Genomic DNA, 12,959 nt, shown 5'->3' with positions numbered 1-12,959 from the left:
TGGCCGACGGCGAGCGCCTGATGCTGCACGATGGCGAGCACCACAGCACCCTGCGCGTGGTCCATACCCCAGGGCACGCCGCCAACCACCTCTGCCTCATCCTCGAAGAAGACGGTCTGCTGTTCTCGGGCGACCACATTCTCAGCGGCAGCACCACCATCATCGACCCGCCCGACGGCGACATGAGCGCCTACCTCGATTCGCTGGACCGCCTGGCGCAGGCCTGCGAAGAGGACGGTATCGAATTCATCCTGCCGGCGCACGGCCACGTCATCGGCTGGGCGGCGCAGTCCATTGCGCAGCTCAAGGCGCACCGCCTGCGGCGCGAGGCCAAGGTGCTGGCGGCCATGCGCGCCGTCCCGCAAGGCAGCCTGGACGACTGGCTGCCACTCGCCTATGACGACACGCCCGCAGCGCTCTGGCCACTGGCGCGCCGTTCGTTGGCGGCCCATGTGCAACGCATCGAACAACTGGCGATGCTTTGAATCCCCTACGATTTTTAAACAAGCCTCAGGAACCCCATATGAATGCCAACGCCCCCCACCTTGACCGCATCGCCGCTTACAAGAAAAGCTGGAACGACAACCCCTTTCTGAAGGCGCAAGGGCTGGAAGTGGAAGAAACAGGCGTGGGCAGAGCTATTGTGCGACTGCCCAAAGCCCTCCCCACCCAACGCGGCGGCGGCGGTTCGGACACAGTGATCAATGGCGGCGTCATCTCCTATATGTTTGACGGCGCGCTGGGCTGGGCCATCATCTCCTCGCTGCTGGACATGCCTGAGGCGGCCGACATTGACCCATTCGAGCTGCGCCAGTTCACGATCAACCTCGACATCACCTTCCTCAACGCTGCCTTGGGCGATAGCTTTGAGGCGCGCGGCAAGGTGGTGCGCATCAGCCGCACGACTGCATTTGCAGAGGGGGAGTTCCTGGATGCCCATGGCACAGTCTGCGCCACAGCCAAAGGTATCTGGCGCGTGTTCTGGCCACGCAGTCTTGCCACCACCCCGCGCTGACCCCACTCCCCCAATCAACTGGAGACATTCATGAAAAAAGACACCCTTCGCATTGGCAGCGCCTCGGGCTTCTGGGGCGACTCTGAGTTCGCCGCCGCCCAACTGGTGCAGCGCGGCAACATCGACGTCCTGGTGTTCGACTACTTGGCCGAAATCACCATGTCGCTGCTCAGCCGCGCCAAGGCCAAAGACCCGGCACTGGGCTATGCACCGGATTTCGTGACCACCCTCCAGCCCCTGATGAAGGAACTGAAGTTGCGCGGCATCAAGGTCATTGCCAACGCGGGCGGCGTCAACCCGTCCGCCTGCCGCGCCGCGCTGGTGGCGGCAGCCCAGGCCAAAGGTGTCGATCTGAAAATCGCCGCCGTTCTGGGTGACGACCTGATGCCGCAGGTGGAAGCACTGCGCGCAGCCGGCACCCAGGAGATGTTCGCAGGTAGCCCGTTTCCGCAAAAGGTCATGAGCGCCAACGCCTATCTGGGTGCCTTCCCGATTGCGGCCGCGCTGGCGGCCGGCGCCGACATCGTGGTCACTGGCCGCTGCGTCGACAGCGCGGTCACGCTGGCGCCGCTGATCCATGCCTTTGGCTGGACCGTCGCCGACCACGATCTGCTCGCGCAGGGCAGCCTGGCCGGTCACCTGATCGAGTGCGGCACGCAGGCCACCGGCGGCAACTACACCGACTGGGACACGGTACCGGGCTGGGACGACATGGGTTTTCCCGTCGCCGAGTGCCGCGCCGACGGCAGCTTCATCATCACCAAGCCCGAAGGCACGGGCGGGCTGGTCTGCCCCTCCACGGTAGGCGAGCAGATGGTCTATGAAATCGGCGACCCGCGCGCCTACATCCTGCCCGATGTGGTGTGCGACTTTACCGGCGTGACACTGACGCAGGTCGGCCCCGACCGCGTCGAGGTCAAGGGCGCGCGCGGCCTGCCGCCGACCGACCAGGCCAAGGCCAGCATCACCTACGCCGACGGCTTTCGGGCCATGAGCCTGTTCATGATCGGCGGCATCGATGCCGGCGCCAAGGCGCAGCGCGTGGGCGCCGCCATGCTGGCGCGCATGCGGCGCCACTATGCGCAGCGCGGTTGGCCCGACTTCACCGAAACCTGTGTCGAGGCCATCGGCGCCGAAGACACCTACGGCCCCCACGCGCGGCCCGATGCGCGCGAAGTGATGCTCAAGGTCGGCGTGCGCCACCCGGTCAAGGACGCGCTCGAACTGTTTTCGCGCGAAGTGGCGCCGCTGGCCCTGATGTCGGCACCGGCCATCACCGGTTTCACCGGCGGCCGGCCCAAGGTGCAGCCGGTGGTGCGGCTGTTCTCCTGCCTGGTACCCAAGGCACAGGTGGCCGCCAGCATCGACATGGGCGACCAGACCGTGGCGGCACCGCCATGGCACGGCCAGGCGTTTGATCCGGCGACCCTGCCCCAGGTCGACGGCCCGCTGCCTGACGCCGACGCCTATGCGCGCGGCACGCGGATAGTGCCGCTGGTGAAGCTGGCCTGGGGCCGCAGTGGCGACAAGGGCGACGCCGCCAACATCGGCATCTTGGCGCGCAAGCCCGCTTACCTGCCTTTCATCCGCGCCGCCCTGAGCGAGCAGGCGGTGGCGGCCTGGTTCGCCCACCTCGTCAAGGGCAGCGTGCAGCGCTTTGATCTGCCTGGCACGCACGCGCTGAATTTTCTGATGCACGAAGCCCTGGGCGGCGGCGGCATCGCTTCGGTTCGCATGGACTCGCAGGGCAAAGCCTTTGCGCAGATGCTGCTCGATTTTCCGGTACCCATTCCAGCCGACATGGCTCTTTGAGAACGTTCACCCACTAACCCAAGACGGAGACACAAACCATGAACACCCCGGCCACCACCGCCATTGCCAACACCGCTTCCGCAGCCCTGCGTGATCGCATCCGCGACGTGCAGGAAGCCGCCCGCGGCGTCACCACCCTGTACCCACGCAGCTACATCCTGCAGTGCATCAAGGAAGACCGCTTCCCCGACGAGCTGTGGCAAAAGCTCGGCGAATTCGGCCTGCTAGGCCTGTCGGTTCCGGAAGAGTACGGCGGCTCAGGCGGCGGCGTGCTGGAGATCACCGCGCTCAATGAAGCCCTGGCGCTGGCCGGCGTTCCCACGCTGTTTCTGGTCGTCACCGGCCTGGGCCGGGTGCCAATCATGCGCAACGGCACACCCGAGCAAATCCGCAAGTTCGTCACGCCCACCTGCACCGGCGAGAAGAAACTGTGCTTTGCCATCACCGAACCCAATGCCGGCACCAACAGCTTTGCCATGACCACGCTGGCCACATCGGACGGCGATGGCTGGGTGCTCAATGGCCAGAAGGTCTTCATTTCTGGCGCGCGCGATGCCGACTACATGCTGGTGATTGCCCGCACCACCAAGGCAGGCGAGGTGAAAAACCGCACCGAAGGCATCTCGCTGTTCGTGCTCGACATGAAAACGCCCGGCATCCAGCTCACGCAACTCAACATCCAGGTCGAGACCGCCGAGCGCCAGTACATGGTGTTCTTTGACAACGTCAAACTGCCCGCCGACGCGCTGATCGGCGAAGCCGGCAAGGGCGCCAAGCTGATGTTCGAAGGCCTGAACTCCGAGCGCCTGCTGGCCGCCGGCGCCGCCATCGGCCTGGGTGACTATGCGCTGGCCAAGGCGGTGGCCTACTCGAAAGATCGCAAGCCCTTCGGCAAGCCGATCGGCTCCTACCAGGCGCTGCAGCACCGCATGGCGCAGGCCAAGGCGCAAATCGAGGCGGCGCGCCTGATGACCTACAACGCCGCCGAGCGCTTCGACGCCGGCGAGGACGCCGGTGCGCATGCCAACATGGCCAAGCTGCTAGGCTCGCAAGCGGCAGTAGCCGCCGTCGAGGCCGCGCTGCAAACCCACGGCGGTTACGGGTTCGACCGCGACTACGACATCGTTACGCTGTGGCCCATGGTGCGCCTGCTGGAAATCGCGCCCATCAACAACGAGATGCTGCTCAACTACATCGGCGAACATGTGCTGGGCTTGCCGAAGTCGTACTGAGCCGATGGCCGTCATCCCCGGCGCCGACCAGCCGGACCAAGGTTCGCAACACGGTCAAGGCCTCCGTCCGCCGCTTTCGGGCTGGCCTGAGCTTACGAACCGGCACCTTTGGCAGGCGTCGCTACTCGTTTGCGCATGATGTGTGCCGCGCGCTCCCTTCCCACTTTCGCAGCAACCAAGCGGCCGCGAGGCCGCCCACGCAAGACGCCGCAAGAGCGAAATGAAGGCAACCGCCGCCAAGATATCGTCAAGGCTGCGGCCAAACTGTTTCGACGCAACGGCTTCAACGGCACGAGCACGCGCGACATCGCCTGCGCCGTTGGCATGCATTCCGGATCACTGTTTTGTCACTTCAAAAGCAAGGATGCGCTGTTGTATGAGGTGATGCAGGAAGGCATGCGTAGCGCGCTGGCGCGCCAGACGATCGTGCTCCTTGCCGAACATGACGCTGCGACTACGCTGCGGCAATTGATCCGATCGCATTTCGATACGCTACTGGGGCCAAGCAGCGACTTCATGCATGCGGTGCTCTACGAGTCCCGCTCTCTCAACACAAGGCAGCACAACGTCATCGCGAAGCTGCAAGGTGACTACGAAGCGACATGGACGCCCGTGCTCCAAGAACTCGCGTCGACCGGCTGCTTGCATGGCGAGGTGTCGCTTGCGCGCCATTTGATCTTTGGACTATTGAACGGGTCAGCGCTGTGGTTCAATCCTAAAAAGGGAATCTCGATTGATGCCCTGACCGACGCAGTGGTAGCCCTGTGCATACAAGCCCCCCCGGCAATCCGGACTTGATTTTGTTAGCCTGAAGTCCCCTCGAATTTCTGAGCCAGTCAGATGGCATGGTCACCCCACCTATCACGTGCTGTGCTGTGCAGTGCACTCGATCACGGTCTCTGGCTTGAACAGGCAGCGGATGCCAAAGTGAGGGTGTTTCCACCCCACTTTGGAGGTTCATCATGTTCGAAGCAGCATCGCTCCCCATCATTGGCCTGGATATCGCAAAGAGCGTCTTTCAGGTTTACCAGATGGATTCACAGGCGGGTGAGATTCGACGTCATCAGATCAGGCGGGCAAAGATCTTAGCAGGCTGCTGAAATACCCCTGCCGAAGCTGACCGCCTCAGCACGATGAGCCAGTTTCGGATGGTTTGGTCGGTCGCGATCGCGCCATGCGCCATCCAGGGGGGCTGTTTTACGCATTTGCAGGGCTTTTTACGCTCATCTGGCGCTCACTGCGCAACCTCCAGACGGACTTGTCCCAGGGAGCGCATGCGCACGAGGTTGTAGGCAGCCATGGTCATGGTGAAGAGCAGGCCGACCTTCTTGACCCCGCGCACCATCACCTGACGAATCGGACCAATGAGCTTGCCCCAACCAAAGCCCTGTTCAATGAGCTTGCGCTTTTCCTGCGAGATGGCGTAGCCCTCGCTGGTGGCAATGGCATCCGGGACCGCTGACGTTCTGCCCGACTTGTTCTGTGCCACATGGGGCACGACCTTCTTCTCTTGCAAGGCCTCGATGAACTCCGCTGCGTCGTAACCCTTGTCGGCACCCAGTGTGATCTCGGTCTCGGGGTTGCGTTGACGCGCTTGGGCTACCATGGCTTTGGCCGCTTCGCGTTCAGCGTAGCCATCGGCTTGCGTGACCATGGCGCCCACCACCAGGCCATGGCGGTTCTCCATCAGCGTGTGGCCCATGAAGCGCAACTCGCTGGCTGTGCCTTCCACTGGCAGCCTGTGCGCAACACAAACACGATGGCCTCGAACACCTGGCGCGCCGGCTTCGCCGGCCGACCTGCTCCAGGCTTGCGAACGTACTGTTTGCCCGGCACCAACGCGCGCTGAGGAACCAGCGGTTCCACGCGCTGCCAGAACTCATCCGTTACCACCCAGGAATCAACTCGTTTGCTCAACACCTCACTCCGACACCGCGTTCGCTGCGGCTCGGATTGCTATTTTACCTATTTACGGATAAGTTCTTAGAACTTAGCTGGCTAGACCTATGCCTGCAGAGGTACCTACTGAGTCGCGCACAGTGGCGGCGCCAGAGACCACCTTCACATCATCAGGCGTTGGCTGCAGAGCCGCAGCCTCAATGAAGTCAGCTACCGTCTGCCATCCGGCGCGCAACTGCGCTTCACTCTTGCCCACGTAGTGCCCCAAGGTCACATCCCCTGCGACCGAGTGGTTGAGCATTCGCTTCAGCAAACCACCTGACACCAGCTCTTCAGCGATGCTGGCAAATGTATCGCGCAAGCCATGTCCTTGCACATCGGTTTTTGCCTTCGCATTGATCCACTTCAGCGTTTTTCGGGCATCGGTGATCGAGAACAACACATCCTCGGGCTTCTTGCCTACGCAGTGCTTGGCAGCTATTTCCAGCGCCTGTCGGGACAGGAGCAGCTTGTGGTCGCTACGGTTCTTTGTGTCCCGCAGAACGACTTTTCCGGCATCACAGTCCACGTCACTAACCTTGATCGGCGGGTAGTTGTAGCGCTTGTCGCCATGAATCTCACCTCCACGACACCCGGTTAACAACTGAAAACGATAGTAGTCGGCTGCGACTCGTGAGGGGGCTTTGCCGCTCACCCGCCACCAGGCGCCGAGTCGTTCCGGGGGGATGGGAGAGGGATTCCCCTTCGTTGGAGTAAGCACGATCCGATCACGCCCAGCTGTATCGCGTCCCAACGGGTTGCCTGGCACCCCAACCCCATGCCATCGCATAACCGCTCGCAGCACCTGCATCGCATAGTCAGCTTGCCGCTTTGACCGCTTGAGCAGTGACGAATACTGGTCCCGAATGTCATCGGAAGTGAGCTTCACCAACAGCTTGTCTGCGAGCCGAAATAGCAACCCGTCAGCCAGTTTCTTGCCTGTCTTGGTTACTTCCCCGGGTTCGACCATGGCCAGGTAGTCGGCTTTTGTGCGGGCCTTCAGTGGCAGACCATCTTTTGCCCGCCGCTTCTTGTCGACGTACTCGCTGAGTGCCTTGGCCACGGTCATGCCCTCTTGCCGGTCCAGTTGCTCACGTTCAGCTGTTTCGGCCCGCAACCGTGCCTCCTCTTGGGCTGGCCAGTCCACGCCGTCGCGGGCCAGAGCCCGGATGCGAGCGGCCTCGGCACAGGCCGTGGCCAGCTTCATTTGGCCCGGACCTTCCCCATACTCCTGCGGTAATCGATACTGGCGCTCAACATCAGAACCTTTGACGGTATAGCGGACCAGCAATGTGCGAACGCCATCTGGCGCGATGCGTAACTGCAAGCCTCGGTCGAGCGTGAACTTGTAGGGCCGCGCTTTGGCTTTGTGGGTTTCAATCGCTCTGACAGTGAGGAGCGGCATTTGCGTGTTCCGTGTCCGACTGGTGTCCGAAAAATCCTGAGCTCAAATGCTACCCAGCGGGACTGCATGAAACAACAAATTCTTGTAACCCATTGATTTAAAATGGTTTTACGTCGTCCCAGAACGTCCCATAGCGTCCCAGAAAATCCGGTTTATACTGACTGTTAATCCGCAGGTCCCTGGTTCGAGTCCAGGTCGGGGAGCCAAAAATATAGAACAGAACCAAGCACTTAGGTCTAACGGCCTAGGTGCTTTTTTCTTGCCTATTGGAAATTTTTGTTGGAGAGCTTCCGATATCCAGTAGTTCGAAAATGCAAAAAACCCCGCCAGGCAGAAGCCCTGCGGGCTGGAAGGCTGTCTTTCGAACGACCAGAGACAACTTCGAGTTGACCGGTTTGCGATTGGGTGCAAGTTGGCCAGCGCTCGATGTCTGGCCGCGCAAACGTTGTAGGCCTTGGCGAGGCTGTCGCCCTTGGGGTCGATAGGCGGGTGGCTCTGCGCATGGAGCCCCCAGCATCCGGCGACACATGTTTGTCCGTCTGTTCGCTACCGCACACCCGTGCCAGGCGGCCCTTCATACGCAAACCTTGGAGCCAAGAACTTCGACGGCGACAGAGACACCTCGATCAGCGTTCGAGCCCTATCCCGTCGGGCCGGAGGAAGACGCGGCTTCAACGGTGTCTAGCGCTTGCCGTAGCTCCTAGAAAATCAACCGATCTGACAATGCTTCATCGACTTCGGGCACGTCCCAGTCGAAGATCGAGCGGTATTTATCGACCAAGTCTTTGAGGTCTGCGGTGAGTTGCGCGCGGTGCGCGTCCATTTCCAATTGTTCGATCTTGCCCATTGCATGCTTCTCCGTTGGTGGTGCCACCCCATCACAGATGGCGGACATCTGAACCGAAGGTTTTAACGACAACACATGGACCGGTCTGTTCGGCGGCGCACGCTGTGCGCGACATCTTTGAATGCAAAACCCGGCACAGCACCGGTTCGCCGGTCTATGCTCAACCCATGAACGATCGAATCAACCACCTCCTGAGCCAGATGGCCGCGTTAGAAGCGGAACTGCGCAGCGCTGTCCACGATCAGGAGAGCCGGATCTTCTTTCAAATTCGGGGAAAACGCGTCGAGTTCGAGCGCTCGGTCGAGGCGGCCCACCGCAAGCTCAAGACCAATTTCTTCCGCTGGCTGGTGACCAACCGGCCGCAGAACCTGATCACCGGCCCACTCATCTACGGCATGGTGATCCCATTGCTCTTGCTCGACGCCTGCGTGAGCTTCTACCAGTGGGCCTGCTTCCCCATCTACGGCATCACCAAAGTGAAGCGAAGCGACTACCTCGTGTTCGACCGCCGCCACCTGGGCTACCTCAACTTCATCGAAAAATTCCACTGCACCTACTGCGAATACGGCAATGGGCTGATGGGCTACATGGCTGAAATCCTGGCCCGCACAGAGCAGTATTTCTGCCCCATCAAACATGCGCACAAGATCCTCGGCACGCATTCGCGCTACAACCGGTTTCTCGCCTATGGTGAAGCAGAAGCTTACGAGGCCAAGCTGGAGGCGTTCCGGGTGGCACTGGGCAAGCCGGACTGACATGCACCGGATACGGTGTGCGATCAGATGACCGCCGTGCATCCGATACCCATCCCCGATGGGGGAGGCCACAGCCCATTCACCACAACCAGGAGATTTCGATGAAAGCAATCTGGAAAGACAAGGCCATTGCCAAGAGCAGCAACAGGGTGGCGGTCCGGGGCAACGCTTGTTCCCCGTTGGTTTTCTCCGGTGCCCAGCAGGTGAGCGACCGGGTGGACATCTGGCGCGGTGCGCGGGGAGTGGTGTGATGACAACCGAAGCATTCGACACCATCGTCATCGGCGCCGGACAGGCTGGCCCCTCCATCGCCGCCAAGCTGGCAACAGAAGGCCGCAAGGTGGCGCTGGTGGAGTCCGGTGAATTGGGCGGCACTTGCGTCAACCGGGGCTGCACGCCAACCAAGACCCTGCGCAAGTCGGCCCGAGTGGCCTACCTCGCGCGGCGTGCGGCCGAGTTCGGCGTTGAGGTCGGGCCGGTTCAGGTCAACTTCGACGTGGCCATGCAGCGCATGCAAACGCGCGTGGACGAATCGCGTGCGGGCCTGGCGTCCTGGCTGGGCGGGTTGGACGGGCTGAGCATTGTCAAAGCGCACGGTCGGCTGTCGGGGCGCGCGGACAATGACTTTCTCATAGAGGCGGGCTCGCGCACGCTGCGAGCACCCATGGTCGTGTTGAACACCGGCACGCGCGCGTTCGTGCCGCCCATTCCCGGCTTGGCGGACATCCCCTATCTCGACAACGAGAGCCTGCTGAAACTGCGCGAGTTGCCGCGCAAGTTGCTGATCATCGGCGGCGGCTACATCAGCCTGGAGATGGGCCAGATTTTCCGGCGCCTGGGCAGCGAGGTGAGCATCATCGAAATCGGGCCACGGCTGACCGCGCGCGAGGACGAGGACGTGTCTGCTGCGATTGCCGACATGTTGCGCACAGAGGGCATCGAACTGCTCATGGGCGTGGACATCGCGCGCGTGTTGCCGGGCGAGGCCGAAGGCGATGCCCGCGTTGAAATGACCGACGGTCGCACCATCGAAGGCAGCCACTTGCTGGTGGCCGTCGGGCGAACGCCCAACACCGACGACCTGGGCCTGAAGAGTGTCGGCCTGACGGTCAACGAGCGCGGTTATCTCCTCACCAATCAACGGCTAGAGACCGAGGTGCCGGGTATCTGGGCGCTGGGTGACATCAACCAGCGCGGCGCCTTCACCCACACCAGCTACCACGATCACGACATCCTGGCCGAGAACCTCGACGGCGGGCAACGCAGCGCGGACGCCCGCACCAGCATCTACGCCATGTTCACAGACCCGCCACTGGCCCATGTAGGGCTGTACGAGGCCGACGCGAAACGCCTGGTGGCCGAGGGCCGGCGCATCAGCCAGGCCGTGTACGCCATGAAAGACGTGAGCCGCGCCAAAGAGGAGAGCGAAACCACCGGCCTCATCAAGTTGCTGATCGACGAGGACAGCGGGCATTTTCTCGGTGCCACGATGCTCGGCATGGCCGCCGACGAGGTGATCCAGTCCATCGGGCTGGTCATGGCCAGCAAAGGAAGCTGGCGCCAAGTGCGCGAGGCCTTGCCGGTGCACCCCACGGTGACCGAGCTCCTGCCCACCATCATTGATGGCCGCAAACCACTTTGAACCGCCGACATGGCTCGCCCAAGAAGAGCAAGTTGCTGCGTCATGAAGATTTGAAAGGTTTGCGGCCTTGCAATCGCGGATCGGCATCCGTCCACTTCTGGCGGATGTTGCGCAACGCCAGAAAAAAAAAGCAGTTTGGTCAACGGCCCCCTTCCCTTCGTAGCTCTGAAGAGACACGGGTGTGATGCATGTTCCCATGGTGGGAGCATGAAGGCCTTGAAAACGAAAAAGCCCGGCAGAAGCCGGGCTAAGTCGTTGATTCAGATGGGGTGGCTGATGGGGCTCGAACCCACGACAACAGGAATCACAATCCTGGACTCTACCAACTGAGCTACAGCCACCGCAAGCCACAGATTATAGCGCGAGAACTTGCGTGTTTCGCGGGCGGGCCGCCCTTCTCCTCAACGCAGCGGTACGGCGGCCGGAGCGGGCACGGCGATATGGACCTTGAAGCGTTCCTTGAGCGTGTCGTAATAAGCCAAGCCCTCTGCGGCCGACCACCACTGGCTGTACTGCATGACCTCTTGGCTCTGGCGCGCAGCGTCTCCGGCTTCGCGTGGCAGCGTCTTCAACACTTGAACCACGGTATAGCCTTGATCCGGCAGCTTCACGCCCACCCAGGCGGGCAGTTGCTTCGGGTCGGCGCTCATGGCCACTGCGAGCACGGGTGCGGCCATGCCTTGTGCGTTGTCTCTGGACACCGTCATGGGTGCAGACAGTCCGGTGATCGCAGCACCTGTTTTCCCCAGCGCGAGTTGCTTTTCGCCTTCCTGGCGTGCCAACTCCAGCGAGCGCTCGGACACCAGTCGTGCGCGCACCAAGTCGCGCACCTCGGCCAAGGCTTGGGTGTGGGCCGGGCTGTAGCGCACCACGCGGGCGGAAACGAGCTGGCCCGAACCGGTCTCGATGGCCTCGGTGTTGTGCTTCTTCTCGATCGCGTCCGGCGCAAAAATCGCGTTGAGCAAGCGCTCGTTGGACAACACGCTACCCGCATCTGGCTTGGGCTGGCGCTGCAGGCCTTTGGCGGTTTGCACTTGCAGCTTCAAACGGTCGGCGGCGGCCTGCAAGGTGTCGGCCTTCTCATAGACCAGATTGGTGAAGGCTTCGGCGGATTCGACAAACCGCTTCTGGGCTTGCTGCTTTTTGAGGTCGGCCTCGATCTCGGCACGCATGTCTTCAAAGCTGCGCGTTTTGGGCGCGCGGATGTCGGTGAGCTGGATGATGTGAAAGCCATACTCGGTTTCCACCAGGTCCGAAATGCCCCCTTTGGGCAAGGCGAAAGCCACGTCTTCGAAAGCCTTGACCATGGCCCCCCGCGCAAAGAAGTCGAGGTCACCGCCATTGGGTGCGGAACCGGGGTCTTGCGAATTTTTGCGTGCCACCTCGGCGAAGGTTTGAGGCGCTTGCCGCACCTGATCCAACAAAGCCTGCGTCTCCTGGCGCACCTTCTCCTTGTCGGCCGCCGACGCGCCGGGCGCCACGGTCCGCAGAATATGGCTGGCTTTGCGCTCCTCGCTGCCGGAGAGGCGAGCGGCGTTTTGATCGTAGTAGCTGCGCACATCGGCCGGGTTGAGCTCCACGCCCTTTTCCAACGCCTGCGCGTCCAGCACCAGGTACTCGATATCGGCCTCTTCGGGCGCCTGGAACAAGGCTGGATGGTCTTTGTAGAAAGCCTCAATTTCAGCGTCGGTGGGCGTTACACGGGCCGCAAAATCGCTGGCCAGAAAACGGGCCGAGCGCACCTCACGGCGTTCAAAAAATGCGTTGAGTGAAACCTCTGCCAGCGCCGAAGGCGCAAAGCCGGTGCCCTGAACGCCCATCGCCACCTGGCGCTGCGACAGATCGGCGCGCACCGAAGCTTCAAACATTTCCGGCGTCATGCCTTGGCGGCCCACCAGTTGCCGGTAGGCCTCCACATCGAGCTTGCCATCCGGGCCGCGCAGTGCGGCAATGGTTTCGTTCTGCTGCAGATCGCGCGCCAGCCGCTGGTCGCTGGTGTAGAGCTTGAGCTTTTGCGCCGCCACTGCCAGCACCCGATCGCGCACCAGGCGTTCCAATACCGCGTAGCGCGCAGCGTCGCTGTCCAACAGCTTGGGGTCCACCGAAGGCATGGCTTCGCGCATGCGTTGGGACTCCACTTGGTGCGCACGGTCCCATTCGGGCTTGGTGATCTCCTGACCATCCACCGTCGCCACCACCTCGCCTTGGTTGCCGAGGTTGTCAAAGCCTTTCACGCCGAACAACACGAAGGAGGGAATGATCAACAGCATCAAAAAGCCCATCAGGTACTTTTTGTGATTGCGTATGGATTCG

General features: G+C 61.9%; 12 protein-coding genes, 1 tRNA gene and 2 pseudogenes. 9 read left to right on the top strand and 6 right to left on the bottom strand.

The window, feature by feature from the left end; all coding sequences use genetic code 11:
- From ABYB95_RS07550 to ABYB95_RS07525, 6 genes are all read left to right on the top strand, one after another.
- The coding region (locus tag ABYB95_RS07550) for an MBL fold metallo-hydrolase (protein WP_372657858.1) at nucleotides 1–485 on the top strand (485 nt) is incomplete at its 5' end.
- 38 nt (nucleotides 486–523) lie between these two features.
- Entirely contained in the window at nucleotides 524–1,015 is a 492-nt protein-coding gene (locus tag ABYB95_RS07545) for a PaaI family thioesterase (RefSeq protein WP_008905367.1), read from the top strand.
- A gap of 30 nt (nucleotides 1,016–1,045) precedes the next feature.
- Nucleotides 1,046–2,827 (top strand): acyclic terpene utilization AtuA family protein, encoded by a 1,782-nt coding sequence (locus ABYB95_RS07540; RefSeq protein ID WP_008905366.1) that lies wholly within the window; start codon nucleotides 1,046–1,048, stop codon nucleotides 2,825–2,827.
- 38 nt (nucleotides 2,828–2,865) lie between these two features.
- Nucleotides 2,866–4,059 (top strand): acyl-CoA dehydrogenase family protein, encoded by a 1,194-nt coding sequence (locus tag ABYB95_RS07535; protein WP_008905365.1) that lies wholly within the window; start codon nucleotides 2,866–2,868, stop codon nucleotides 4,057–4,059.
- Between the two features lie 108 nt (nucleotides 4,060–4,167).
- A complete protein-coding gene (locus ABYB95_RS07530) occupies nucleotides 4,168–4,857 on the top strand; it encodes a TetR/AcrR family transcriptional regulator (RefSeq protein ID WP_237707255.1) in 690 nt (229 codons plus the stop codon).
- A 164-nt stretch (nucleotides 4,858–5,021) separates the two neighbouring features.
- The gene (locus tag ABYB95_RS07525; RefSeq protein ID WP_008905363.1) at nucleotides 5,022–5,159 is read left to right on the top strand and encodes a hypothetical protein; all 138 of its coding nucleotides are present in this window, start codon (nucleotides 5,022–5,024) and stop codon (nucleotides 5,157–5,159) included.
- Between the two features lie 134 nt (nucleotides 5,160–5,293).
- On the opposite strand, the pseudogene ABYB95_RS07520 reads toward ABYB95_RS07525, so the two are convergent.
- From ABYB95_RS07520 to ABYB95_RS07505, 4 genes and pseudogenes are all read right to left on the bottom strand, one after another.
- Nucleotides 5,294–5,782 (bottom strand): annotated as a pseudogene (locus tag ABYB95_RS07520) (transposase); the annotation flags it as partial.
- Nucleotides 5,776–5,976: pseudogene (locus tag ABYB95_RS07515) on the bottom strand (transposase); the annotation flags it as partial. The pseudogenes ABYB95_RS07515 and ABYB95_RS07520, both read right to left, overlap by 7 nt.
- 73 nt (nucleotides 5,977–6,049) lie before the next feature.
- On the bottom strand, nucleotides 6,050–7,402 hold the full coding sequence (locus ABYB95_RS07510; RefSeq protein WP_008905361.1) for an integrase family protein: 1,353 nt from the start codon (nucleotides 7,400–7,402) through the stop codon (nucleotides 6,050–6,052).
- 700 nt (nucleotides 7,403–8,102) lie between these two features.
- On the bottom strand, nucleotides 8,103–8,249 hold the full coding sequence (locus ABYB95_RS07505; protein WP_372657857.1) for a hypothetical protein: 147 nt from the start codon (nucleotides 8,247–8,249) through the stop codon (nucleotides 8,103–8,105).
- Between the two features lie 167 nt (nucleotides 8,250–8,416).
- Between ABYB95_RS07505 and ABYB95_RS07500 the strand changes: the two genes are divergently transcribed.
- The 3 genes from ABYB95_RS07500 (at nucleotide 8,417) to ABYB95_RS07490 (ending at nucleotide 10,646) form a co-directional block, all read left to right on the top strand.
- A complete protein-coding gene (locus ABYB95_RS07500) occupies nucleotides 8,417–9,004 on the top strand; it encodes a hypothetical protein (RefSeq protein WP_372657856.1) in 588 nt (195 codons plus the stop codon).
- A 101-nt stretch (nucleotides 9,005–9,105) separates the two neighbouring features.
- Entirely contained in the window at nucleotides 9,106–9,255 is a 150-nt protein-coding gene (locus ABYB95_RS07495) for a hypothetical protein (protein WP_372657855.1), read from the top strand.
- Nucleotides 9,255–10,646, top strand: a complete 1,392-nt coding sequence (locus ABYB95_RS07490) for a mercuric reductase (protein WP_372657854.1) — start codon at nucleotides 9,255–9,257, stop codon at nucleotides 10,644–10,646. Before ABYB95_RS07495 ends, ABYB95_RS07490 begins: the two co-directional genes overlap by 1 nt.
- A gap of 265 nt (nucleotides 10,647–10,911) precedes the next feature.
- Here ABYB95_RS07490 and ABYB95_RS07485 read toward each other — a convergent pair.
- A tRNA-His gene (locus tag ABYB95_RS07485) sits at nucleotides 10,912–10,987 on the bottom strand.
- Nucleotides 10,988–11,047: 60 nt separating this feature from the next.
- Nucleotides 11,048–12,959 (bottom strand): SurA N-terminal domain-containing protein (locus ABYB95_RS07480; protein WP_372657853.1); only part of this gene is annotated, 1,912 nt, incomplete at its 5' end.

This window comes from Hydrogenophaga sp., from assembly GCF_041633695.1.
Taxonomy (GTDB): Bacteria; Pseudomonadota; Gammaproteobacteria; order Burkholderiales; family Burkholderiaceae_C; genus Hydrogenophaga.
The sequence above is the reverse complement of the archived record's forward strand: the minus strand, read 5'-3'. Positions and strand labels throughout refer to the sequence as shown.

Excerpts from the sequence above, each read along its gene's own strand:
- ABYB95_RS07490 (WP_372657854.1), top strand. The coding sequence starts at position 9,255 with ATGACAACCGAAGCATTCGACACCATCGTCATCGGCGCCGGACAGGCT.
- ABYB95_RS07535 (WP_008905365.1), top strand. The coding sequence starts at position 2,866 with ATGAACACCCCGGCCACCACCGCCATTGCCAACACCGCTTCCGCAGCC.
- ABYB95_RS07505 (WP_372657857.1), bottom strand. The coding sequence starts at position 8,249 with ATGGGCAAGATCGAACAATTGGAAATGGACGCGCACCGCGCGCAACTC.
- ABYB95_RS07510 (WP_008905361.1), bottom strand. The coding sequence starts at position 7,402 with ATGCCGCTCCTCACTGTCAGAGCGATTGAAACCCACAAAGCCAAAGCG.
- ABYB95_RS07540 (WP_008905366.1), top strand. The coding sequence starts at position 1,046 with ATGAAAAAAGACACCCTTCGCATTGGCAGCGCCTCGGGCTTCTGGGGC.
- ABYB95_RS07545 (WP_008905367.1), top strand. The coding sequence starts at position 524 with ATGAATGCCAACGCCCCCCACCTTGACCGCATCGCCGCTTACAAGAAA.
- ABYB95_RS07495 (WP_372657855.1), top strand. The coding sequence starts at position 9,106 with ATGAAAGCAATCTGGAAAGACAAGGCCATTGCCAAGAGCAGCAACAGG.
- ABYB95_RS07500 (WP_372657856.1), top strand. The coding sequence starts at position 8,417 with ATGAACGATCGAATCAACCACCTCCTGAGCCAGATGGCCGCGTTAGAA.
- ABYB95_RS07525 (WP_008905363.1), top strand. The coding sequence starts at position 5,022 with ATGTTCGAAGCAGCATCGCTCCCCATCATTGGCCTGGATATCGCAAAG.